This is a genomic window from Rhodanobacter sp. PCA2, from assembly GCF_013620825.1.
In the GTDB taxonomy this organism is placed as follows: Bacteria; Pseudomonadota; Gammaproteobacteria; order Xanthomonadales; family Rhodanobacteraceae; genus Rhodanobacter_A.
This window is the reverse complement of sequence record NZ_NJIC01000012.1, coordinates 127,944-151,793: the sequence shown is the minus strand read 5'-3', so window position 1 is coordinate 151,793 and position 23,850 is coordinate 127,944. Positions and strand designations below refer to the sequence as shown.

Annotated in this window: 19 protein-coding genes and 3 tRNA genes; 4 read left to right on the top strand and 18 right to left on the bottom strand. The window is 67.2% G+C overall.

What is annotated here, in order from left to right; genetic code table 11:
- Nucleotides 1–79: 79 nt before the first annotated feature.
- Complete coding sequence (gene upp, locus PCA_RS05070; protein WP_181301499.1) at nucleotides 80–712, top strand: uracil phosphoribosyltransferase; 633 nt, start codon at nucleotides 80–82, stop codon at nucleotides 710–712.
- Nucleotides 713–768: 56 nt separating this feature from the next.
- On the opposite strand, the gene pip is transcribed toward upp, so the two are convergent.
- Nucleotides 769–1,725, bottom strand: a complete 957-nt coding sequence (gene pip / locus PCA_RS05065) for a prolyl aminopeptidase (protein WP_181301498.1) — start codon at nucleotides 1,723–1,725, stop codon at nucleotides 769–771.
- A gap of 458 nt (nucleotides 1,726–2,183) precedes the next feature.
- Entirely contained in the window at nucleotides 2,184–3,569 is a 1,386-nt protein-coding gene (locus tag PCA_RS05060) for an FAD-binding oxidoreductase (RefSeq protein ID WP_181301497.1), read from the bottom strand.
- 115 nt (nucleotides 3,570–3,684) lie between these two features.
- Between PCA_RS05060 and serA the strand changes: the two genes are divergently transcribed.
- The gene (gene serA, locus PCA_RS05055) at nucleotides 3,685–4,917 is read left to right on the top strand and encodes a phosphoglycerate dehydrogenase (protein WP_181301496.1); all 1,233 of its coding nucleotides are present in this window, start codon (nucleotides 3,685–3,687) and stop codon (nucleotides 4,915–4,917) included.
- Nucleotides 4,918–4,966: 49 nt separating this feature from the next.
- On the opposite strand, the gene PCA_RS05050 is transcribed toward serA, so the two are convergent.
- The 10 genes from PCA_RS05050 to thrS form a co-directional block, all read right to left on the bottom strand.
- Complete coding sequence (locus PCA_RS05050; RefSeq protein ID WP_181301495.1) at nucleotides 4,967–5,692, bottom strand: hypothetical protein; 726 nt, start codon at nucleotides 5,690–5,692, stop codon at nucleotides 4,967–4,969.
- 162 nt (nucleotides 5,693–5,854) lie between these two features.
- A tRNA-Pro gene (locus PCA_RS05045) sits at nucleotides 5,855–5,931 on the bottom strand.
- 91 nt (nucleotides 5,932–6,022) lie between these two features.
- Complete coding sequence (locus tag PCA_RS05040) at nucleotides 6,023–6,379, bottom strand: MerR family transcriptional regulator (protein WP_181301494.1); 357 nt, start codon at nucleotides 6,377–6,379, stop codon at nucleotides 6,023–6,025.
- Nucleotides 6,360–6,659, bottom strand: a complete 300-nt coding sequence (ihfA, locus tag PCA_RS05035) for an integration host factor subunit alpha (RefSeq protein ID WP_077481444.1) — start codon at nucleotides 6,657–6,659, stop codon at nucleotides 6,360–6,362. The genes PCA_RS05040 and ihfA overlap by 20 nt, the downstream gene beginning before the upstream one ends.
- A gap of 1 nt (nucleotide 6,660) precedes the next feature.
- Nucleotides 6,661–9,039, bottom strand: a complete 2,379-nt coding sequence (pheT, locus tag PCA_RS05030; RefSeq protein WP_181301493.1) for a phenylalanine--tRNA ligase subunit beta — start codon at nucleotides 9,037–9,039, stop codon at nucleotides 6,661–6,663.
- 99 nt (nucleotides 9,040–9,138) lie between these two features.
- Nucleotides 9,139–10,134: a phenylalanine--tRNA ligase subunit alpha gene (gene pheS, locus PCA_RS05025; RefSeq protein WP_181301492.1), complete on the bottom strand. Its 996-nt coding sequence runs from the start codon at nucleotides 10,132–10,134 to the stop codon at nucleotides 9,139–9,141.
- Between the two features lie 301 nt (nucleotides 10,135–10,435).
- On the bottom strand, nucleotides 10,436–10,795 hold the full coding sequence (gene rplT / locus PCA_RS05020; RefSeq protein WP_128898432.1) for a 50S ribosomal protein L20: 360 nt from the start codon (nucleotides 10,793–10,795) through the stop codon (nucleotides 10,436–10,438).
- Nucleotides 10,796–10,812: 17 nt separating this feature from the next.
- Entirely contained in the window at nucleotides 10,813–11,010 is a 198-nt protein-coding gene (gene rpmI, locus PCA_RS05015; RefSeq protein WP_019467379.1) for a 50S ribosomal protein L35, read from the bottom strand.
- Nucleotides 11,011–11,245: 235 nt separating this feature from the next.
- Entirely contained in the window at nucleotides 11,246–11,773 is a 528-nt protein-coding gene (gene infC, locus PCA_RS05010) for a translation initiation factor IF-3 (protein ID WP_343204415.1), read from the bottom strand.
- Between the two features lie 44 nt (nucleotides 11,774–11,817).
- Nucleotides 11,818–13,719, bottom strand: coding sequence for a threonine--tRNA ligase (thrS, locus tag PCA_RS05005; RefSeq protein ID WP_181301491.1), 1,902 nt, complete (start codon nucleotides 13,717–13,719; stop codon nucleotides 11,818–11,820).
- Between the two features lie 313 nt (nucleotides 13,720–14,032).
- Here thrS and PCA_RS05000 point away from each other — a divergent pair, with 313 nt between their 5' ends.
- Nucleotides 14,033–15,040: an NAD-dependent epimerase gene (locus tag PCA_RS05000; protein WP_181301490.1), complete on the top strand. Its 1,008-nt coding sequence runs from the start codon at nucleotides 14,033–14,035 to the stop codon at nucleotides 15,038–15,040.
- A 10-nt stretch (nucleotides 15,041–15,050) separates the two neighbouring features.
- Here PCA_RS05000 and PCA_RS04995 read toward each other — a convergent pair whose 3' ends face one another.
- The 3 genes from PCA_RS04995 to uvrB form a co-directional block, all read right to left on the bottom strand.
- On the bottom strand, nucleotides 15,051–15,500 hold the full coding sequence (locus PCA_RS04995; protein WP_181301489.1) for a CopD family protein: 450 nt from the start codon (nucleotides 15,498–15,500) through the stop codon (nucleotides 15,051–15,053).
- A gap of 62 nt (nucleotides 15,501–15,562) precedes the next feature.
- Nucleotides 15,563–15,637 (bottom strand) — tRNA-Val (locus tag PCA_RS04990).
- Nucleotides 15,638–15,725: 88 nt separating this feature from the next.
- Nucleotides 15,726–17,744, bottom strand: coding sequence for an excinuclease ABC subunit UvrB (gene uvrB / locus PCA_RS04985; protein ID WP_181301488.1), 2,019 nt, complete (start codon nucleotides 17,742–17,744; stop codon nucleotides 15,726–15,728).
- Between the two features lie 154 nt (nucleotides 17,745–17,898).
- Between uvrB and PCA_RS04980 the strand changes: the two genes are divergently transcribed.
- On the top strand, nucleotides 17,899–18,456 hold the full coding sequence (locus PCA_RS04980) for a GspH/FimT family pseudopilin (protein WP_255436670.1): 558 nt from the start codon (nucleotides 17,899–17,901) through the stop codon (nucleotides 18,454–18,456).
- 62 nt (nucleotides 18,457–18,518) lie between these two features.
- Here the strand turns inward: PCA_RS04980 and PCA_RS04975 are convergent.
- From PCA_RS04975 to PCA_RS04965, 3 genes are all read right to left on the bottom strand, one after another.
- Nucleotides 18,519–18,595, bottom strand: a tRNA-Asn gene (locus tag PCA_RS04975).
- A gap of 62 nt (nucleotides 18,596–18,657) precedes the next feature.
- Complete coding sequence (ppnN, locus tag PCA_RS04970; protein WP_181301487.1) at nucleotides 18,658–20,058, bottom strand: nucleotide 5'-monophosphate nucleosidase PpnN; 1,401 nt, start codon at nucleotides 20,056–20,058, stop codon at nucleotides 18,658–18,660.
- Between the two features lie 194 nt (nucleotides 20,059–20,252).
- On the bottom strand, nucleotides 20,253–23,525 hold the full coding sequence (locus tag PCA_RS04965) for a carboxypeptidase regulatory-like domain-containing protein (protein WP_181301486.1): 3,273 nt from the start codon (nucleotides 23,523–23,525) through the stop codon (nucleotides 20,253–20,255).
- Nucleotides 23,526–23,850 lie beyond the last annotated feature (325 nt).

The window sequence follows — 23,850 nt, the reverse complement described above, 5'->3', positions numbered from 1 at the left end:
CCGGGCAGGGGTTTTTCGTTTGCGACGTGCGCAGGCTCTATGCTTCGGCCCCATCGCCCACCGCAGGCAGGGGAACCGCATGAAACTCGTCGAAGTCCGCCACCCGCTGATCCAGCACAAGCTCGGCCTGATGCGCCGCGCCGGTATCAGCACCAAGGAATTCCGCGAGCTGGCCGGCGAGGTGGCCGCGCTGCTCACCTACGAGGCCACCAAGGACCTGGAGACCGTCGAGGAATCCATCGACGGCTGGGCCGGCCCGCTGGTGGTGCAGCGGATCAAGGGCGCCAAGATCACCATCGTGCCGATCCTGCGCGCCGGCCTCGGCATGCTGCCGGGCGTGCTCGACCTGATCCCCGCGGCCAAGGTCAGCGTGGTCGGGCTGCAGCGCGACGAGCAGACGCTCAAGCCCATCGCCTACTACGAGAAACTCACCGGCCGCATGGACGAACGCATCGCCCTGATCGTCGACCCCATGCTCGCCACCGCCGGCACCCTGGTCGCCACCGTGGACATGCTCAAGGCCGCCGGCTGCACCCGCATCAAGGGCCTGTTCCTGGTCGCCGCGCCGGAAGGCCTGAAGCGCATCGAGGCCGCGCATCCCGACATCGAGATCTACACCGCCGCCATCGACGAACGGCTCAACGAACACGGCTACATCCTGCCCGGCCTCGGCGACGCGGGCGACAAGATCTTCGGCACCAAGATGCCGTGAACGCAAAGAGCCCGGCCATGCCGGGCTCTTTGCCGATGCACATGCCGCTTCCAGCCCTATCGCGCGAAGCGGTCCGTGGCCTCGATCAGTTCGTGGATATTGCCCGGCTCGAACGCCGAGTGGCCGGCATCCGGCACGATGCGCAGATCCGCCTCCGGCCACGCGCGGTGCAGGTCCCACGCGCTGCGGATCGGGCAGACCACGTCGTAGCGCCCCTGCACGATCACCGCGGGAATCCTGCGGATGCGCTCCACGTTGCGCAGCAGCTGATCGTCGTGCGCGAAGAAGCCGCCGTTGACGAAGTAGTGGCACTCGATGCGCGCGAAGGCCAGCGCGAACGCGTCCTGGTCGTGCGAACCGATGCTGGCCGGGTCCTGCAACAGGTAGCTGGTGGAACCCTCCCACACCGACCAGGCGCGCGCCGCGGCCAGCCGGGTGGCCGCGTCGTCGCTGGTGAGGCGGCGGTGGTAGGCGCTCATCAGGTCGCCGCGCTCGACCTCGGGGATCGCCGCGAGATAGGTTTCCCAGGCATCCGGGTACAGCGCGTCGCAGCCCTTCTGGTAGAACCACTCCAGCTCCCAGCGGCGCAGCATGAAGATGCCGCGCAGCACCAGTTCGGTCACCTTGTCCGGATGCGTCTGCGCATAGGCCAGCGCCAGCGTGGAACCCCACGAGCCGCCGAACACCTGCCAGCGGTCGATGCCGAGATGCTCACGCACGCGCTCGATGTCGGCCACCAGATCCCACGTGGTGTTCCCGCGCAACTCCGCGTGCGGCGTGGACTGCCCGCAGCCGCGCTGGTCGAACAGCACGATGCGGTACACCGCCGGATCGAAGAAGCGCCGGCACTTCGGGTTCGTGCCGCCGCCCGGGCCGCCATGCAGGAACACCACCGGCTTGCCGTCCGGGTTGCCGCACTGCTCGTAATACAGCGTGTGCAACTCCGAGACCTTCAGCATCCCGCGCTCGTAGGGCTCGATCTCGGGATACAGCGTGCGGCGTTCCTGCGTCATGGCGACCTCGCGGCAAAGACAATGGCCGCGAGGTTAGCATGCGTGTCCATATCAGAAGTGCGGCCATGGATGGCCGCCCGTTTGACTCTCGCGATCAGGGACGACCGCAAAAGCAACGGCAAGTGCTGCCATGGATGACCACCTGTTTCATTCCCGCAATCGGGAAAGCATGCAAGGACCAAGGAAGGCCTGATCAATCGACTGCCAGCTCGTCATTCCTGCAAAGGCAGGAGGCGCTTCACGACAGCGAAGCCGGTCGTCCAGTGCGTTTGCGTTCCCTGGCTTGCAGGCACTGGAGACTCGCTGCGCTCGCCCCTTCGGGGCCGCCCCGCGGGCGTTCTGCGCGCTTTGCGCTAGTCCGGCCTTCGCCGGGATGACAAGCAAAATCGGACCATCCCTGATGATGGCAAGTGCGGCCATGAGTTACCGCCCGTTTGCTTTCGCCATCAGGGATGCCGCTACGGCATGAACAGCTTGCCCGGATTGAGGATGCCGTTCGGGTCGAACACCTGGCGCACGCCGCGCATCAGCGCGATCTCCGCCGCGCTGCGCGTGCTGTCCAGATAGGGGCGCTTGACCAGGCCGATGCCGTGTTCGGCGGAGATGCTGCCGCCATGTTCCTTCAGCGTGTCGGCGAGCAGCTTGGTGACGTGCTCGCACTGCGCGATGAAGTCCGCGTCGGTCATGCCGGCGGGCTTCAGCACGTTGATGTGCAGGTTGCCGTCGCCGATGTGGCCGAACCACACCACTTCGATCTGCGGGTACTCGCGCGCCAGCAGCGCCTGCATCGCGTGCAGAAAGGCCGGCACCGCACCGATGCGCACCGACACGTCGTTCTTGTACGGCTTGTGCGGCGCCAGGCTCTCGGTGATGCCTTCGCGCAGCCGCCACAGCGCCGCGGCCTGGGCCTCGCTCTGCGCGAGCGTGCCGTCGACGATCCAGCCCTGCTCCATGCCCTCGCCCAGCACCGCCAGCGCCGCGTCCTGCGCAGCCTCGTCCGGCGCGTCGAACTCGGTGACCACGTAGTACGGATGCTCGCCGTCCAGCGCGCGTTGGGCGCCGTGCGCGAGCACGTGCCTCAGCGCCACGTCGGTGAAGAACTCGAAGGCCTGCAGCGCGAGCTTCGCGCGGAACAGGCCGAACACCGCCAGCACGGCGTCCATGTCCGGCAGCGCCAGCAGCATGGTCTGCGCTGGCGGCGGCGGATCGGTGAGGCGCAGCGTGGCTTCCACCACGATGCCCAGCGTGCCTTCCGAACCGACCATCAACTGGCGGAAGTCGTAGCCGCTGGAGTTCTTCACCAGCGCGCGATTGAGGTCGAGCAGCTCGCCGTTGCCGGCCACCACCTTCAGGCCCGCGATCCACTCGCGGGTGTTGCCGTAGCGGATCACTCGGATGCCGCCGGCGTTGGTGGCGATGTTGCCGCCGATGGAACAGGAGCCGCGCGCGGCGAAATCCACCGGGTAGATCAGCCCGTGCTCGCGCGCTGCCGCGTGCACGGCTTCGAGCGGCATGCCGGGCTGCACGGTGAGCGTGCGATCGGCGGCGTCGAAGCCCAGCACGCGGTTCATCCGCTCCAGGCTCAGCACCAGCTCGCCGTTCGCCGCCACGGCGCCGCCGGACAGCCCGGTGCGGCCGCCCGAAGGCACGATGGCCACGCGCTGTTCGTTCGCCCAGCGCACGATGGCCTGCACTTCCTCCGCCGTGGCCGGCAGCGCGACCGCCAGCGGCGCCGGCGTCCAGCGGCGGGTCCAGTCGCGGCCGTAATGCTCCAGGTCGCCCGGCTCGGTGAGCAGGCGCAAGCCGGGCAGGCGGCGGGCGAGATCATCCAGGGCGGCGCTCATGCGGTCTCCGGAGGCGTTATGCCGACAAGGGGCGTTCGGACGTCCAAACATTCTGTGCTGCGTTGCCGCAATTCTGTCATAGTAGCAGCTCCTTTCAAGCCGGAGCCGCCACGCCATGAAGACCTCGTTTCCACGGCAAGACATCAAGGTGCTGCTGCTGGAGGGCGTCAGTCGCACGGCGGTGGAAACGTTCGAGCGCGCCGGCTACAGCAACATCGAGTACCACGAGAAATCGCTGCCGGAAGAAAAGCTGATCGAGCGCATCGCCGACGCCCACATCGTGGGCCTGCGGTCGCGCACCCAGCTCAACGCCGGCGTGATCCGCCACGCCAAGCGGCTGATCGCGGCGGGCTGCTTCTGCATCGGCACCAACCAGGTCGACCTGCGGGAAGCCGAGCGGCTGGGCATCCCGGTATTCAACGCGCCCTACTCCAACACGCGCAGCGTGGCCGAGCTGGTGGTCGCCGAGGCGATCATGCTGTTGCGCGGCATCCCGCAGAAGAACGCGCAATGCCACCGCGGCGGCTGGAGCAAGTCCGCCGCGGGCAGCTTCGAGGCGCGCGGCAAGGTGCTGGGCGTGATCGGCTACGGCCACATCGGCACCCAGGTCGGCGTGCTCGCCGAAAGCCTGGGCATGCGGGTGATCTTCCACGACGTGGAGACCAAGCTCTCGCTGGGCAACGCCCAGGCGGCCGCCGGCCTGCACGACCTGCTGCAGCGCTCCGACGTGGTGACCCTGCACGTGCCCGAGACGCCGTCCACGAAGCTGATGTTCGGCGCGAAGGAGATCGCCGCGATGCGCAGGGGCGCGGTGCTGATCAACGCCTCGCGCGGCAGCGTGGTCGACATCGACGCGCTGGCGGCGGCGCTGGGCGACGGCCATGTCGGCGGTGCCGCGGTGGACGTGTTCCCGGTCGAGCCCAAGGGCAACGACGATCCCTTCGTCTCGCCGCTGGTGGGCCAGGACAACGTGATCCTCACCCCGCACATCGGCGGCAGCACGCTGGAGGCGCAGGACAACATCGGCATCGAGGTGGCGAGCAAGCTGGTGCGCTACAGCGACAACGGCTCCACGCTATCCGCGGTGAACTTCCCCGAGGTGTCGCTGCCGGAGCACCCGCGCAGCCGCCGCCTGCTGCACATCCACAAGAACGTGCCGGGCGTGCTGTCGCGCATCAACGAACTGTTCTCCGCGGGCAACATCAACATCGACGCGCAGTTCCTGCAGACCGACGCGGAAGTGGGCTACGTGGTGATCGACGTGGCCGCCGACGAGGCCCAGGCGAACGCGCTCAAGGATCGGCTCGCCGCGATCCCGGGCACCTTGCGCAGCCGCGTGCTGTACTGACGCAAGCCGCGGCGGCGCGCCGGGAGGCGCGTCGCCGCGCGGTGTCCGCTCAGCGGGCCTTGCGCCGCGCAGCCTTCGCCACGGACGTGCGTGCAGTCTTTTTCGCCGCGGGCTTTTTCTTCGCAGCCGGCGCCTTCGCTGCACGCTTGCGCGCAGCGGCGTCACGCGTCGCGTGACGGTGTTCCAGCTCATGCTGTTCGCGGAACGCGGCGGCGTAGGATTTCAGCTCGCCCGCCAGCTTCGCGCCCAGGCCGGGCATGCGCTGGATGTGCTGCTCCATGCGCTGCAGCAGGTCGTAGTCGTGGTAGTCGCGGTAGGGCTTCAGGTCGAGATCGGCCGGCACCTTCTGCAGGCGTTCGTCGCCGATGGACTTCACGTACTTCTGCATGAAGCGGTCGTAGGCCTTCCAGGTGACGCGCTGCGCGTTCACCGCGGCCTCTTCGGCGCGGGTGGCGATCTGGTGCGCGTGCAGGTAGTGCAGGCCAAGCTGGTCGATCAGCGTCTTCTCGACTTCCTCGTGCAGGATCAGGAAGCGATCCACCTCGACCGTGCGGCCGCGGAACGTGAAGCTCTTCGGCAGGTGGCGATCGATGTAGATCGTCTTGCCGTCCTGGCTGTAGCCGGCGAGGTAGGGAATGTCGTGCGCGCGGTCGAGTTTCTTCACCCGACGCAGGATCGCGTCCAGCGCGCGGTCCATCATCAGCGCGGAGACGTACCAGTCGGGCGCCTTGAGCTTTTCGTGCGGCGCGTTCGGGTGACAGCTGTTCGACGGCATGCGGCCTCTCCTGCGTGGACGTTCGCGCGGCGTCAGCCTAGCGCGCGTCCCGCCAGGCCGCATCTGCCGCCGGACTGGAGATCCGGGGCCGGGGCCCGCCAGCGACGAGGCGAAAAAAAATGCGCGGTCCGCCGGGCGGACTGCGCATGACGATGTCCAGATTGGTCGGGGCGGCCGGATTCGAACCGACGACCCTTTGCCCCCCAGGCAAATGCGCTACCAGGCTGCGCTACGCCCCGACTTGGACCTGAAAGGCATCCGCGAGGGACGCGCCTTCCATGCTTCGCGACCGCGTGATCGCAAAGCGCGAACTATAGCAGACGAATGCGCTCAGCGGCGCAGCAGGGCGAGAACTTCTTCCAGCTCCAGCCGCACCTGGTGCACGATCTGGTGCGACATGCTGGCCTCGACGCGCGCCTGCGGGCCTTCCAGCCGCGCGCGCGCGCCGGTGATGGTGAAACCCTCGTCGTAGAGCAGCGCGCGGATCTGGCGGATCATCAGCACGTCGTGGCGCTGGTAGTAGCGGCGGTTGCCGCGGCGCTTCACCGGGTTCAGGGCGGGGAATTCCTGTTCCCAGTAGCGCAGCACGTGCGGCTTCACCCCGCACAGCTCGCCCACCTCGCCGATGGTGAAGTAGCGCTTGGCCGGGATGGGCGGCAGTTCGGTGTTATTCCCTTGGTCCAGCATAGCCCTCGACTCGCACCTTGAGTTTCTGCCCTGGCCGGAACGTCACCACCCGGCGCGCGGAGATCGGAATCTCCTCGCCGGTCTTGGGGTTGCGCCCTGGCCGCTGGTTTTTCTCGCGCAGGTCGAAATTGCCGAAACCCGACAGTTTCACCTGCTCGCCCCTTTCCAGCGCCTCACGGACGACCTCGAAACAGGCGTCCACGAATTCCTTGGCTTCACGCTTGTTGAGGCCCACGTCAAGGAAAAGCCGCTCGGCCATATCCGCCTTGGTCAGCGCCATCTCATCCTCGCAACTTTGCCCTGCATGCTTGTTCCAGTGCGGCAATGGCCTGCCGCACACAACGGTCTGCGTCTTCATCGGTAAGGGTGCGTGAAGCATCCTGCAAAATCAAGCCCATAGCGAGACTTTTTCGGCCGGCTTCGACCCCCTTGCCGCTGTAGCGGTCGAACAGGCGCAGCTCTTTCAGCACGTCGCCCAGGCTGTCACGGACAACTTCGCCGATCCGTGACCAGGCCACGTCTTCCGGCACCTCCATCGCGATGTCGCGGCGCACCGAGGGAAAGCGGGCCACCGGCTGCCCCTTGGGCAGGCGGCGCGCCAGCAGCGGCTCCAGCGCCAGTTCCAGCACGTGCACGTCCGGGCCCAGGTCCAGCGCCTTGGCCAGTTGCGGGTGCAAGGCGCCCAGCCAGCCAACCGTCTCACCGTCGCGCGAGAGGCGCGCGCCACGCCCCGGGTGCAGCCACGCCGGCAGGCCGTCGGCATGCACCGCCCAGCGCTGCGGTTCACCGCCCCAGGCCAGCAAGGCGTCCAGGTCGCCCTTGAGATCGAAGAAGTCCAGCGCGCGGGACGGCTCGCCCCACTGCTCCGCCCGGGCGCTGCCGCTGGCGACGATGGCCAGGCTGGGCGTCTCCACCGGCGGATCACCCGCCGCGAACACGCGTGCGACTTCGAACAGCCGCACCCGCTCCTGCTGGCGCGCCCGGTTGTGGCGCAGCGCCTCGACCAGGCCGGGCAGCAGCAGCGGGCGCATCACCGCGAGATCGGCCGACAGCGGGTTCGCCAGCGGCACGCCCTGCCCGGCCAGGCCCCAGCGCGCCAGCAGCTCGGCCGGGACGAAGGACAGGTTCACCGCCTCGAAGTAGCCGCGCGCGGCGAGCTGTTCGCGCAGCGCCAGTTCGCCTATGCGCGCTTCCGGCTCGGCCGCCAGCGCCAGCGCGCCGGCGGGCGAAGCGGTGGGAATGCGGTCGTAGCCGAAGATGCGCGCCACTTCCTCGATCAGGTCTTCCTCGCGCTCGATGTCGAAGCGGCTGCTGGGCGCGGTGATGCGCCAGCCCTCGGCCTGCGGCTCCACCCGCATGCCCAGCGCGGTGAAGATGCGCGCCACCTCGGCGTCGGCCACTTCCACGCCCAGCACGCGGCGCAGGCGCGCGCGGCGCAGCGTCACGGGCGCGGGCTGCGGCAGGTCGGCCAGGTTCTCCGCCACCAGCACCGGCCCGGCCTTGCCGCCGGCGATCGCCAGCAGCAGTTCGGTGGCGCGCTCCAGCGCGCGGCGCGGCAGCTCGGGATCGACGCCGCGCTCGAAGCGGTGCGAGGCGTCGGTGTGCAGGCCCAGCTTGCGCGCACGCCCCATGATCGCGGCCGGCGCGAAATGCGCGGCCTCGAAGAAGATGTTGCGCGTGGCGTCGGTGACGCGCGAATCGAAACCGCCCATCACGCCGCCCGCGGCGAGCGCCTTGCGCCCGTCGGCGATCAGCACGAAGCCCTCGTCCAGCGTCGCGTCGTTGCCGTCCAGCAGCTTCAGCGTCTCGCCCGGGCGGGCGTGGCGCACCACGATGTCGCCGTCCAGCGTGTCGTTGTCGAACGCGTGCATGGGCTGGCCCAGCTCCAGCATCACGTAGTTCGTGATGTCCACCACGGCGCTGATCGGACGCAGGCCCGCGCGGCGCAGCCGCTCGGCCAGCCACAACGGCGTGCGCGCGGCGGGATCGATGCCTTCGACGACGCGGCCGAGGTAGCGCGGCGCGTCCTTGCCGGCCTCCAGGCGGATGCCGCGGCGCGCGGCGGAGGTCACCGGCGCGGCCGCCTGCTCGCCGGTCTTCACGCGGCTGCCGAACAGCGCGGCCACGTCGTGCGCGAGGCCGAACAGGCCCAGGCAGTCGGGGCGGTTCGGGGTGAGCTTCAGCTCGATGCTGGCGTCGGGCAGGCCCAGATACGTCGCCAGCGACTGGCCCACCGGCGCGTCGGACGGCAGTTCCAGCAGGCCGGAGGCATCGGTGTCGAGGCCCAGCTCCTTCGCCGAGCACAGCATGCCGAACGATTCCACGCCGCGCAGCTTGGCCGCCTTGATCGTGATGCCGCCGGGCAGCTTGGCGCCCACCGTCGCCAGCGGCACCTTGATGCCCACGCGCGCGTTCGGCGCGCCGCAGACGATCTGCAGCGGCTCGCCCTGCCCCGCGGCCACCTTGCACACCTGCAGGCGGTCCGCCTCGGGATGTTTTTCGGCGCCGACGATCTCGGCCACCACCACGCCGTCCAGACCGTCGCCCAGCGGCGTCAGCTCTTCCACTTCCAGCCCGGCCATGGTCAGCGCATGAGCCAGGGTGGCGCGGTCGGCCTGGATGTCGACCAGCTCGCGCAGCCAGTTCTCGGAGAATTTCATGGTTGGAGTCCGGAATTCGTGGGTCGGAATGGGGGGGCGGGAAAAGTGGGCGGTCGCGGCTCTTTCGAATCCCGAATCCCCACTCCCGAATCCCCGCTCTCAGGCAAACTGCTTGAGGAAGCGCAGGTCGTTCTCGAAGAACGCGCGCAGGTCGGCCACGCCGTAGCGCAGCATCGCGAAGCGCTCCACGCCCAGGCCGAACGCGAAGCCGGTGTAGCGTTCCGGGTCGATGCCGCAGTTCGCCAGCACGTTCGGGTGCACCATGCCGCAGCCCAGCACCTCCAGCCAGCGCGACTGGCCGTCCGCGGTTTCCCAGCGGATGTCCACCTCGGCCGAGGGCTCGGTGAAGGGGAAGTAGCTGGGGCGGAAACGCATCTCGAAATCGCGCTCGAAGAACGCGCGGACGAACTCCGCCAGCGTGCCCTTGAGGTCGGCGAAGCTGGAGGTCTCGTCGACCAGCAGGCCCTCGATCTGGTGGAACATCGGCGAGTGGGTCTGGTCCGAGTCGCTGCGGTAGACCTTGCCCGGCGCGATGATGCGGATCGGCGGCTGGCGCCCCTTCATCGAACGGATCTGCACCGGCGAGGTATGCGTGCGCAGCAGGCGCCCGTCGCCGAAGTAGAAGGTGTCGTGCATGGCGCGCGCCGGATGGTGCGGCGGGAAGTTCAGCGCCTCGAAGTTGTGCCAGTCGTCCTCGATCTCGGGACCGTCGGCGCGCTGGTAGCCCAGCCGCGCGAAGATCGACGCGATGCGCTCCAGCGCGCGGGTGATCGGATGGATGCCGCCGCGCTCGCCGTCGCGGCCGGGCAGCGAGATGTCGATGGTTTCGGAAGCGAGCCGGCGATCCAGCTCGGCCTGCTCCAGCGTCGCCTTGCGCGCGGCCAGCGCATCGGCCAGGCGTTCCTTGACGCGGTTGACCTCGGCGCCGCGCGCCTTGCGCTCGTCCGGCGCCAGCGCGCCCAGCGCCTTCAGCGCGGCGGTGACGATGCCGCTCTTGCCCAGCAGGCCCACGCGCAGCGCGTCCAGCGCGTCCAGCGTGTCGGCCTTGCCGATGTCGGCCAGCGCCTGCGCGGCGCGACTGTCGAGATCATCCATCGCTGTATTTCCCGCCTTGAATCCAGCCCCCTCTCCCCGCCGGGGAGAGGGTTGGGGTGAGGGGCCGCTCCTGCGTCGATGCCGGCTCGAAGCGTGCTTCGAGGAAGTTCAGGGCAAGCCTTGCCCCCTCACCTCAATCCTCTCCCCGGCGGGGAGAGGAGGCCAACGCGAAAAGCGGCGGCGTCAAACAAAAACGGGGAGAAGGCACCGGCCTTCTCCCCGCAGACGTCACGCGCATCCTTTTGAGAGTGCGGCCACGGATGGCCGCGTCCTGATCTTCGCGATCAAGGATGAGCGCAGATTACGCCGCCAGACTGGCCTTTGCCTTTTCCGCGATCGCGCCGAACGCCTTGATGTCGTGCACGGCGATGTCCGCCAGCACCTTGCGGTCGACCGTGATGCCGGCCTTGGCCAGGCCGTTGATCAGGCGGCTGTAGGACAGGCCGAACTGACGGGCGGCGGCATTGATGCGCACGATCCACAGGGCGCGGAACTGGCGCTTCTTCTGCTTGCGGCCGATATAGGCGTACTGGCCGGCCTTGATGACGGCCTGGTTCGCTACGCGGAAGACCTTGCGACGGGCGTTGTAGTAGCCCTTCGCGCGGCCGATGATCTTCTTGTGACGACGACGGGCGGTAACGCCACGCTTTACACGAGCCATGGTCTAGTCCTCCCGCTTCAGAGATACGGCAACATGCGAGCCACACCCTTGGTGTCGCACGCCTTGACGTGGTTGGTGGCGCGCAGGTTGCGCTTACGCTTGGTCGACTTCTTGGTCAGGATGTGCGACTTGAAGGCGTGACCGGCCTTGAACTTGCCGGAAGCGGTCTTGCGAAAACGCTTCGCCGCCGCCCGGTTGGTCTTGATCTTGGGCATGGTGATGCTCCTTGATGGGGTCGAGGCCCCGGTTTCTGACTGATTCGGCGGCGACCGCGAGGCCGCGCTTTCCATCCTGCCGACATCGGTGCACGACCCTTCCTGGCGGGTCGAACGGGCGATTATACGGGGATAACGCGCCCGGCGCCACACCCGGCGGAGTGGCGGATGCGCCCTGCGGCGCGGATTCGGTCCCTGGGGCGAAACGGCGGCCTCCAGGCCGCCGTCCAATGGATCACTGCTTCTTGCGGGGGCCGATCATCATGACCATCTGGCGGCCTTCCAGGCGCGGAAACGACTCCACCTGGCCGATCTCGCCGATGTCGGCCTGGATGCGCTTGGCCATTTCCTGGCCGAGGTCCTGGTGGGACATCTCGCGGCCGCGGAAGCGGATGGTGACCTTGACCTTGTCGCCTTCCTCGAGGAAGCGAAGCATGTTGCGCAGCTTGATCTCGTAGTCGCCCACGTCCGTAACCGGACGGAACTTCACTTCCTTGATCTCGACTTGCTTCTGCTTCTTCTTGGCGGCCTGGGCCTTCTTCTGGGCTTCGAACTTGAACTTGCCGTAGTCCATGATGCGGCAGCCCGGCGGGTCGCCGTTCGGCTGGATCTCGACCAGGTCCATGCCCGCCTCTTCGGCGGCGCGCAGCGCCTCGTCGCGGGTGAGAATGCCCAGCTGTTCCGAATCCGGCCCGATCACGCGTACGCGCGGCACGCGGATTTCAAGATTGCGGCGGTTGCCCTTGTTGTCGGTGGTAGCGATACCACGGTCCTCCAGAAGATTGAACGATGTCGGCCGGGCGGCGGTCAGCGCCGCGTCTCGGCCCCCAGACGCTCGGCGAAGGCGGCCAGCGGCATGCTGCCCAGATCCTCGCCCGAACGGGTACGCACGGAAACCGCCCCGGACTCCTTCTCGCGATCACCAACGACAAGCAGGTAGGGAACTTTCTGCAACGTATGTTCGCGGATTTTATAGCCGACCTTTTCGTTGCGCAAATCGGCCTCGACCCGGAAACCTTTGTCGACAAGGGCTTGCGTCACCTCGCGGACGTAATCGGCCTGGGCGTCGGTGATGCTGAACACCACCGCCTGCACCGGGGCCAGCCAGGGCGGCAGCAAGCCGGCATGGTGCTCGATCAGGATGCCGATGAAGCGCTCCATCGAGCCCACGATGGCCCGGTGCAGCATCACCGGGTGCCGGCGCTGGCTGTGCTCGTCCACGTACTCGGCGCCCAGGCGCTCGGGCATCATGAAGTCCACCTGCATGGTGCCGACCTGCCAGGCGCGGCCGATCGAATCCTTCATGTGGTACTCGATCTTGGGACCGTAGAAGGCGCCCTCGCCCGGCAGCTCCTCCCACGCCACGCCGGCCGCGCGCAAGGCGGCGCGCAGCGCCTCCTCGGCCTTGTCCCACACTTCGTCCGAACCGATGCGCTTGTCCGGGCGCAGCGCGATCTTCAGCGCGATGTTGTCGAAGCCGAAGTCGCCGTAGACCTGCATCGCCTGCCGATGGAAGGCGGTGACCTCGGGCTCGATCTGCTCCGGCGTGCAGAAGACGTGGCCGTCGTCCTGGGTGAACGCGCGCACGCGCATGATGCCGTGCAGCGCGCCGGAGGGCTCGTTGCGATGGCAGCCGCCGAACTCGCCGTAGCGGATCGGCAGGTCGCGGTAGCTGTGCAGGCCGGCGTTGAAGATCTGCACGTGGCCGGGGCAGTTCATCGGCTTCAGCGCGTAGGTGTGCTTCTCCGACTCGGTGAAGAACATGTTCTCGGCGTAGTTGTCCCAGTGGCCGGACTTCTTCCACAGCGACACGTCGAGCACCTGCGGGCAACGCACTTCCTGGTAGCCGCTCTTGCGGTACACGCCGCGCATGTACTGCTCCACCTGCTGCCAGATCGCCCAGCCGCGCGGGTGCCAGAACACCATGCCGGGGCCTTCCTCCTGCTGGTGGAACAGGTCGAGCGCCTTGCCGATCTTGCGGTGGTCGCGCTTCTCGGCCTCCTCCAACTGGTGCAGGTAGGCCTTGAGGTCCTTGTCGCTGAGCCAGGCCGTGCCGTAGATGCGCGTGAGCATCGCGTTGTTGCTGTCGCCGCGCCAGTAGGCGCCCGCCACCTTCATCAGCTTGAACGCGCGCAGCTTGCCCGTGTTGGGCACGTGCGGGCCGCGGCACAGGTCGGTGAATTCGCCCTGCGAGTAAAGCGACAGCTCCTCGTTGGCCGGGATGGACGCGATGATCTCGGCCTTGTAGCTCTCGCCGATGCCGCGGAAGAACGCCACCGCGTCGTCGCGCGACTTCACGCTGCGCGTCACCGGCAGCGCCTCCTTGACGATCTTCTCCATCTCCGCCTGGATCTTCTCCAGGTCCTCGGGCGTGAACGGGCGCTCGTAGGCGAAGTCGTAGTAGAAGCCGTTGTCGATCACCGGACCGATCGTGACCTGCGCACCCGGGTACAGCCGCTGCACGGCCTGCGCCAGCAGGTGCGCGGTGGAATGACGCAGGATCTCCAGCGCCTCGGGGCTCTTCTCGGTGACGATCTCGAGGCTGACGTCGTGCTCGATCGGGAAGCTGGCGTCCACCAGCCGGCCATCCACCTTGCCGGCCAGGGTGGCCTTGGCCAGGCCGGCGCCGATGGAGGCAGCCACGTCCTGCACGGAAACGGGGTGGTCGAACGGGCGCTTGCTGCCGTCGGGTAGCGTGATCTCGATCATGTTCATTCCTGCCGCGTCGTCGCAACGGACGTCGCCTGTTGAGAAGTGCGGCCGTGGATGGCCGGTTTGCGCTTGCCTGCCCGGATGGCGGACAAAACAAAGGCGCCGAAGCGCCTGCGTGGAGCACAAGGCGTCGGGGTCGTCAGCGGTGGTTGCGGGTAGTTGCCATGTCGCACGCTCGGCCGGCGCTTTGACGCAGGCCACCTTGTCTCTGATACCGATGGCGGAACGCTAGTCTAGCCCATCGCGCGCTGTCAATTCAGCGCCTTGCCGCCGACAATAGCCCTGCCCCGCCGCCACAAGAGCCTCGCCCATGCGCATCCTCGTCACCGGTACCGCCGGTTTCATCGGCGCCGCCCTGGCCGAACGCCTGCTGGCGCGCGGCGACGAAGTGCTGGGCATCGACAACCACAACGACTACTACGACCCGCGGCTGAAGGAAGCGCGCCTCGCCCGCTTCGCCGGCCACCCCGGCTATACCCACCGCCGCGCCGACCTGGCCGACGCCACGGCGATCAACGAAGCCTTCGCCGGTTTCAAGCCGCAGCGCGTGGCGAACCTGGCCGCGCAGGCCGGCGTGCGTTATTCGCTGAAGAACCCGCAGGCCTACGTGCAGAGCAACCTGGTCGGCTTCGGCAACGTCCTCGAAGCCTGCCGCCATGGCGGGGTCGAACACCTGGTCTATGCCTCGTCCAGCTCGGTCTACGGCGCCAACCGCAAGCTGCCGTTCGCGGTGGAGGATGCAGTCGACCACCCAGTCAGTCTCTACGCCGCCACCAAGAAGGCCAACGAGCTGATGGCGCACAGCTACAGCCACCTGTATGGCCTGCCCACCACCGGGCTGCGCTTCTTCACCGTGTATGGCCCGTGGGGCCGGCCGGACATGTCGCCCATGCTGTTCGCCGACCGCATCAGCCGCGGCGAGCCGGTCGACGTGTTCAACTTCGGCAACCACAGCCGCGACTTCACCTATGTCGACGACATCGTGGAGGGCGTGATCCGCACGCTCGACCACCCGGCCGCGCCCGATCCCGCGTACGACGCCGAGGCGCCGAATGCCGGCAGCTCGAATGCGCCGTACCGCGTCTACAACATCGGCAACGACCAGCCGGTGCAGTTGCCGCGCTTCATCGAACTGCTGGAGCAGCACCTGGGCCGCACGGTGGAAAAGAACCTGCTGCCGATGCAACCGGGCGACGTGCCCGACACCTGGGCCGACGTGTCGGCGCTGCGGCGCGACGTGGGCTACGCGCCGAATACCTCCATCGAGGATGGCGTGGCGCGCTTCGTGGCGTGGTATCGCGACTATTTCAAGCGATAGCGAACAGCGCTCAGAACGGCTTGGCCAGCACCAGGAAGACCACGCCCAGCAGCAGCAATACCGGCAGCTCGTTGAGCCAGCGCAGCGCCTTCGACGACGGCAGCGCCCCGCCCTGCTCGCAACGCTTGATCATCCGCCCCGCCCACACGAAATAGACCAGCAGCACCGCCACCAGGGTCAGCTTGGCGTCGATCCAGTGCGTGCCCGCGGTGACGTTCGGCAGCTTCGACGGGAACACCCGCCAGCCCTGCCACAGCACGAGGCCGAACAGGAAGGCCATGCCGAACATGTTGTGGCCGAACTTGTACAGCCGCCGCCCCATCAGCAGCAGCCGCGCCTTCACCACAGGCTCGTCGCCCGCCTCGGCCAGGTTCACCAGGATGCGCGGCAGGTAGAACACCGTGGCCATCCAGGCGATCACGAACAGCACGTGGAAGCTCTTCACCCACAGATAGACCATTGCGCCGCTCCAGCCGGAAAAAGAAACGGCGCGAACCGAAGTTCGCGCCGTCGCATGGTATCTGGTGGGCGGTACAAGGATCGAACTTGTGACCCCTACCATGTCAAGGTAGTGCTCTACCGCTGAGCTAACCGCCCGAAACCGCGCGGCAAGCCGCACGGGCCGCGCAGTATAGGCGACTTGCCGCAGCGCCACAACTGCGCCCCACGGGGCTGGCCCGGCAATTCAGCGCAGCGCCTGCTCGCGCAGCTTGTGGATCTGGTCGCGCAGCTTCGCCGCGTCCTCGAATTCCAGGTTCTGGGCGTGCTTGTACATCTGCGCTTCCAGCTTCTTGATCGTGGCGGCGGCCTTGGCCGGGTCCATCGCCTCGTAGCTGGCCGCCGGCTCGGCCACGGCGCGTTGCCGGCCCTTGCTGCCTCGGCCTCGCGACGGCGCTTCGCTGCGCGCGCCCTCCATGATGTCGGCGATGCGCCGCTGCACGGTCTTCGGGATGATGCCGTGCGCTTCGTTGTAGAGAAGCTGCTTCTCGCGGCGGCGGCCGGTCTCGTCCATCGCCGCCCGCATCGAGCGGGTGACCTCGTCGGCGTAGAGGATGGCCTTGCCGCGCACGTTGCGGGCCGCGCGACCGATGGTCTGGATCAGCGAGCCGGTGGAACGCAGGAAGCCTTCCTTGTCGGCGTCGAGCACGGCCACCAGCGACACCTCGGGCATGTCCAGGCCCTCGCGCAGCAGGTTGATGCCCACCAGCACGTCGAACTCGCCGAGGCGCAGGTCGCGGATGATCTCGCTGCGCTCCACCGTCTCGATGTCCGAGTGCAGGTAGCGCACCTTCACGCCGTGCTCGGAGAGGTATTCGGTGAGGTTCTCGGCCATGCGCTTGGTCAGCGTGGTGACCAGCACGCGGTCGCCCATCGCGATGCGCTTGTTGGCCTCGCCCAGCAGGTCGTCGACCTGGGTGCGCACCGGGCGCACCTCCACTTCCGGATCGACCAGACCGGTGGGGCGCACCACCAGTTCGACGATGGCATCGCCGGATTTCTGCAGCTCGTAGTCGCGCGGCGTGGCGGAGACGTAGATCGCACGCGGCACCCGCGCTTCCCATTCCTCGAAGCGCAGCGGGCGGTTGTCCAGCGCGGACGGCAGGCGGAAGCCGAATTCCACCAGGGTCTCCTTGCGCGAGCGGTCGCCCTTGTACATGGCACCAAGCTGCGGCACGGTGACGTGCGACTCGTCCACCACCAGCAGGCCGTCGGCCGGCAGGTAATCGAACAGCGTGGGCGGCGGCTCGCCGGGCGCGCGCCGCGTGAGATGGCGCGAGTAGTTCTCTATGCCCTGGCAGTAGCCCACCTCGGCCATCATCTCCACGTCGTAGCGGGTGCGCTGGTCCAACCGCTGCGCCTCGACCAGCTTGTTGTCGCGGTACAGCACCTCCAGCCGGTCCTTCAACTCGTCCTTGATGGTGTCGATGGCGTTCAGCACGCTCTCGCGCGTCGACGCGTAGTGCGTGCGCGGATAGACCGTGTAGCGCGGCAGCTTGCGGATGGTCTCGCCGGTGAGCGGGTCGAACAGCGAGAGTCCTTCCACCTCGCCGTCGAACAGCTCGATGCGCAGCGCCTCGGTTTCCGATTCGGCGGGAAACACGTCGATGATCTCGCCGCGCACGCGGTAGGTACCGCGCCGCAGCTCGGTCTCGTTGCGCGTGTACTGCAGCTCGGTGAGCTGGCGGATCAGCTGGCGCTGCTCGATGCGCTCGCCCTTGGCGAGGATCAGGCGCAACGACAGGTAATCCTCGGGATTGCCCAGGCCGTAGATCGCCGACACCGTGGCCACGATGATCGCGTCGCGCCGCGACAGCAGCGCCTTGGTCGCCGCCAGCCGCATCTGCTCGATGTGTTCGTTGATCGAGGCATCCTTCTCGATGTAGGTATCGGACGCCGCCACATAGGCTTCGGGCTGGTAGTAGTCGTAGTAGCTGACGAAGTACTCCACCGCGTTGTTCGGGAAGAACTCGCGAAACTCGCCGTACAACTGCGCCGCCAGCGTCTTGTTCGGCGCCATCACGATGGTGGGCCGCTGCACCTGCTGGATCACGTTGGCGATGGTGTAGGTCTTGCCCGAACCGGTGACGCCAAGCAGGGTCTGCGCGGCCAGGCCGGCCTCGAAGCCATCGCTGAGGCGGCGGATCGCCTCCGGCTGGTCGCCGGAGGGCTGGTAGGGCGCGACGAGTTCGAATCGATCGGTCATGGCGGACGATATGCGGGCGGCAGCTTGCATATTAAATCGTCGCTGCTGACAACCCCTGTCAGCAGCGACCCACGTTGCGGCCATCTGCCTGCTGGCTGGCCGGCTGAAGCGGCCTTCCTAGCATGATCCTCCCGCCCGTGCAGGAGCACGCATCATGGCGATGCGGCAGGCTTGCGGATTCCACCAACGACAGGCCGGCGTCACGCTGATCGAACAGATCATGGTGGTTGCGTTGCTGGGCGTGCTGGCCGCGATCGCCGCGCCGCCGCTGACGCAACTGCTGCGGCGCAACCAGGTGCGATTGGCGCAGACGGAGTTCATCGCCGCCCTGCAGCACGCACGCGGCACGGCGGCCTTCAGCGGCAAACGCACCCTGCTGTGCCCCAGCCGTGACGGCGTGCGCTGCAGCGGCGAGACGCGCTGGGAATCCGGCTGGCTGGTCGGCCACGATCCGGCCCGCAAGGGCCAGCCAGCCGGGGCGCCGCTGCGTGTCGGGGCAGCCTACGCAGGTATCACCATCCTGGGCGACAGCGGACGCCGGCTGGTGCGTTTCCAGAACGACGGCAGCGCCGCTGGCATGACCAACACCTTGCGCTTCTGCCACCGCGGTCAGCCGAACGAGGCCCTGGTGGTGGTGATCTCGAATTCCGGCCGCGTCCGTGGTGCCAAGGCCACTCCTCAGCAGGCCGCCAGTTGTGCCGCGGCGCAGTGATCACAAACCTGAATGTCGCGCACGCAAAAAGGCCGGCATCGCTGCCGGCCTTTTCATTCATCTGGCGCCCGAAGTTGGACTCGAACCAACGACCCCCTGATTAACAGTCAAGTGCTCTAACCGGCTGAGCTATTCGGGCGGGAGCTGCGTAGTTTGTAGGGCGGGCGACGGGCTGTCAAGCTGAGCGCCGCGCCCGGCCTTTCAGCCCGTGATCACGCGATAGCACGGCACGTAGGCCGCGCCGCCGGGCAGTTTCATGCGCTGCTGTTCCACGAAGGCCTGCAGCAGCTTGTCCAGCGCCTGCATGATGTCGCGGTCGCCGTCGATGTCGAACGGCCCGTTCTTCTCGATCGCCTCCACGCCCTCCTCCTTGACGTTGCCGGCCACGATGCCGGAGAACGCGCGGCGCAGGTCCGCCGCCAGTTCGTGCAGCGGCCTGCCGTGGTGCAGCTGCAGCGCGCGCATGGCCTCGTGGGTGGGGCGAAACGGGGTCTGGAATTCCAGCGGAATGTGCAGCGCCCAGTTGAAGAAGAACGCGTCCTTGGTGTCCAGGCGGTTGTTGCGCACCTTGTCGATGCCCTTCGCCATCGCCTTGGCCACGGCGGCGGGATCGTCCACGATGATCTGGTAGCGCTGCGCCACCGCGTCGCCCAGCGCCAGGCGCAGGAAGCGGTCGATCTGCTCGAAGTACGCCGCCGACTGCTTCGGGCCGGTGAGTATGAGCGGGAACGGCGCGCCGGCGTTGTCCGGGTGCAGCAGGATGCCGAGCAGGTAGAGGATCTCCTCGGCCGTGCCCACGCCGCCGGGGAACACGATGATGCCGTGGCCGATGCGCACGAAGGCTTCGAGGCGCTTCTCGATGTCCGGCATGATGACGAGGTGGTTGACGATCGGATTCGGCGATTCGGCCGCGATGATGCCCGGCTCGGTGATGCCGATGTAGCGGTTGTGCCGGCGGCGCTGCTTGGCGTGGGCGATCGTCGCGCCCTTCATCGGCCCCTTCATCGCACCCGGACCGCAACCGGTGCAGATGTCCAGCCCGCGCAGGCCGAGCTGGTAGCCCACCGCCTTGGTGTAGTCGTACTCCTCGCGCGAGATCGAGTGGCCGCCCCAGCACACCGCCAGGTTCGGGTCGATGTTCGGCTTGAGGATGCGCGCGTTGCGCAGGATTTCGAACACTGCCTGGGTGAGTGCGTCCGAGGGGTCCAGGTCGCTGCCGATCAGCTCCATCTGGGTGGACACGTAGACGATGTCGCGCACCACCGCCACCAGCAGTTCGTTGATGCCGCGGATGATCTGGCCATCCACGAAGGCCTGCGCCGGCGCCCTGGTCAGTTCGATCTTGATGCCGCGGTCCTGCTGCAGCACCTGGATGTCGAAATCGGGATATTGCTCGAGGATCGCCCGCGGGTCGTCGCTGATCGTGCCCGAGGTCAGCACCGCCAGCGCGCAGCGGCGCAGCAGGCCGTGCAGGCCCGAGTCGCTGGCGCCGCGCAGGCGCGCCACCTCGTGGCGGGAAAGTATGTCCAGGCCGCCGGCGGGCGAGATGCGCGCGCTCACGGTGGCGTTGCGGCCGGCGACGCCGGCACCTGCATCATTCATCCGTATCTCCATGCCACTGTCCCGCGGGCACACGCCCGCGCGGATGCGGCGACCCGGAAGCTTCCCGCCTCGACCGTGTCGCGGTCAAGACGACGGGCTGCCTGGAAGGGGGTTACGACGCGTGTACGGCACGCACAAAAAAACCGGCACCCTCGCGGGTGCCGGTCCTGGTGTTGCCGCAACAGGAACCTGCGTCAGAACGTGTAACGCAGGGTCAGCATCGCCGACCAGCGCGAAACCACGTTGGTCTTGATGTCGCGACCGGCGTCGTAATACACCTTGGTGCCGGGCTGGTAGTTCTTGTTCGCGTCCAGCGGCAGGCTGTAGATGTACTTGCCGGTGGCCGGATCCACGCCGGCGAAGCTGGCGAGGCTGCGGGTGTAGGGGAACGGCACATACAGCTGCTGGCCCCAGTCGTTGTTGAGCATGTTCAGGAAGTTGTAGACGTCCAGGCGGATCTCGCCCTTGTTGCCCTTGAACAGGCCCGGCACTTCCTGGCTGACGCTCAGGTCGAGCTGGTTCGTCCAGGCCGCGCGGGTGCCGTTGCGGCGGGCGATCTGGCCCTGATGGTCCTTCAGGTAGCTGTCCTGCTGGATGAAGGAGTAGAACTGGTCGATCGCCTGCTGCGGCGTGCCGCTCTGGAAGACCACGTCGCCCGGACGCGGGATGTACGCCAGGTCGCGGCTGTAGCTGTCGCCGTTGGCGTCGTTGGAGAACGTCCAGCTGTACGGCTGGCCGGTCTGGCCGTTGTAGAACGCGCTGACGGTGGTCGCGTAGTCGCCGAAGAACGCATGCGACCAGCTCACCGACGCGGTGACGCGCTGCTTCACCGCATAGTTGGCGGTGCTGGCAACGTCCTCGTTCGGGTTGATCCACACGTTGTTGCTGTAGTTGGACGAAGCCTGGCTGGAGGTGCCGGGGTTCACTTCCTTCGCGTTCGCGAACGTCACGCCCAGGCTCGCGGCCCACTCGTTGGCGAACGGCTTCTTCAACGACAGGGTCAGCGCGTCGGAGTGGCCCTTGCGGGTGTTGTCCAGTTCGGTCGTGTTCGCCGAGAACTGCTTGTTGGCGTTCGCGCGGTTGGTATTGCCGGTCGGACCGGCCAGCGGGTTCTTGTAGTAGGTGAAGCGGCCATCCGGCAGCGTGCCGGTCGGGGCGCCGATGTTGAGGTTCTTGTACCAGATCGCGTTGCGGACCTGGATGTGCTCGTACTCGGCGGTGGCGACCAGGCCCAGCCACGGCAGCTCGTGGTCGATCGCCAGGCTGGACTTCCACACGGAAGGCAGCTTGAAGTTCGGCGCCACTGTGTCGACGGCCATCTGCGTGGCGGACGGCGGCGGCACGTTCTGGCCGTGCGGATCCGAACTGAAGGCGGGGAAGTTGGTGCCCGGGCCCACCGGCGCGTTGGCGCTGTTGCGGATCGAGTAGGTGGCCACCGTCATGCCGTTGTTCTGGTACGGGTTGGTCATCCACACGGTCGGCGGGTTGGACTGGAACAGGCCCACGCCGCCGCGCAGCTGGGTCGGACGCTCGGTGTCGAACGAGTAGTTGAACGACAGGCGCGGCTCGACCAGGGTCGATCCATCAATGGTCTGGTCGTTGCGGAAGCCGTAGGCCTGCTCGAACGTCGGGTTGTAGATCGGCTTGTCGCTGGTCGAGTAGCGGTTCACGCGGAAGCCGTACAGCAACGACAGGCGGTCGGTGACCTGCCAGCTGTCCTGCAGGAAGAAGCTGTAGCGGCGCAGCGTCCAGGCACCGGCCACGTCGTCCAGCGTGTAGCCCTTGGCCGGCTGATACAGGTCGAACTGGTTGTAGATGCCCTTCTCGAAGTTGTCGATGCCCCAGAACGTGTAGGCGCCGAACTGCGTGCGGCCGAACAGGTTGTAGATCTTGTCCTGCTGGAAGTCGATGCCGCCCTTCACGGTGTGGTCGCCCAGGTACAGCGTGCCGGCCGTGAACAGGGTCCAGGTCTTGGTCTTGATCTGGTTGTAGTCGCTGTACTGGTCTTCGCCCAGGTCGATGTACGGCGAGGAACCGTTGAGCTTGCCGTTGTTGTCCTTGCCGAGATTCACGAAGACCTGCGGCTGCTGCCACGGCACGGTGCGCACCTGGGTGAAGTTCTTGTAGCCGACCTTCGTTTCGGTGGAGAACACGTCGTTCCAGTCGTCGAAGAACTGCAGCGAATAGTTCTTGGTGTCGCTGTTCTTCGTGTACCAGTAGCTGGTGAGGCCGATGGCATTGTTGCTGTTGCCCTGGATCACCGGCTGCGTTTCCTTGGTGCGCTGGAACGCAAGGCTGGCACGATGGTTGTTGGTGATGTTCCAGTCCAGCTTGACGAGCGAGCGCTTGCTGTCCAGATCGACGCCGCCGCCGCGGAAGTCGCCCGGGTGCAGGCCAAGCGCATTCGCCGCGTTGATCACGCGCTGCAGGTCGCTGGGCGAGATCTTGTTGCTGGTCGAGGCGCCGGTCAGCGAGCTGTCCAGGCCGTTCGCCGAGTCGTTGCCCAGGCCGACGGTCTTCTGCTTCTCGTAGCTGGCGAAGAAGAACAGCTTGTCCTGGATGATCGGGCCGCCCACGGTCAGGCCGCCGGTCCAGTCGCGGTTGTAGCCCTTGTAGCCGGCGTCCCCGTTGTGGATCCAGCCGGCGTCGCCGACCATGTCGCCCGCGTTGCGGTAGGCGTAGTACAGCGAACCGTGGAACTGGTTGGTGCCGCTCTTGGTCACTGCGTTGATGTCCGCACCGACGGTGTCCGACGTGGTGTCGAAGTTGGCGGTCGACAGGTTGTATTCGGCGATGGTGTCGACCGAGACCGGCGAGCCGAGGTACGGCATGCCGTTGGAGTTCAGGCCGAAGGGATCGCCCACGCCGACGCCGTCGACGCTGATCTTGTTGTAGCGGCTGTTCATGCCCATCGCGGACATCGAGCCGTCGCCGCGGTCGGTGATGGCGATGCGGGGGTCGAGGCGGGCAATGTCCTGGATCGAGCGGCCCGGCGACGGCACGAACTTGAGGTCGCGGCCGGAAACGTTGGTGGACAGCCCCTTGTTGTCCGGGTTGAAGGTCTGCGCAGTCGCCAGGCCGGTGACCGTGACGCCGCCGAGTTCCTTCACCTGCTTCGCCTGCTCGGCGCCCATGGTCAGGTTGACCGCGGTGTCCTGCGCCAGCTGCAGGTAGACGCCCTTCTGCTCGGTCTGCGTCATGCCGGCCTTGGACACGGTGACGTCGAACGGGCCGCCCACGCGCAGGCCCTGCGCGGCGTAGCGGCCGCTGGCGTCGGTGGTGGTGACCTTGGTGGTGCCCGACGGCTCGTGCACGATCTGCACGGTGGCGCCGCTGACCGGCTGATTGTTGGCGTCCAGCACGCGGCCGCTGATCGAGGACGAGGTGTCCTGGGCCAGCACGGGCGCGGCGGCCAGCAGCGAGGCGATCGCCACCGGCAGGAGTTTGGTACGAAGACTGTTGTTCATCGAGATTTGACCCCTAGAAAATTCGCAGGAAAAACACGGGACCAGCGTAGAGGGGCCACCCCTCTTTCCGTTCTAATAGACTGATTCCACTGGAATAACTTGATGTTCCGAAAAGCGCGGCACGACGGCCGCCCCTGACCCATCGCGACGAATGTAGCCGCACCATATTACAGAATCGTAACTTTTAGCGTAAATATCACACTTACCTGCCAGCCCACGGCCGGTCGCAAGAAGATGCCCGGGCCTCTTGCGCGCACAAAAAAGCCGGCACCCGCTGGGTGCCGGCTGGCTGTCCGGGCTGCCCGGCCGCAGGCGGCCGACCCGG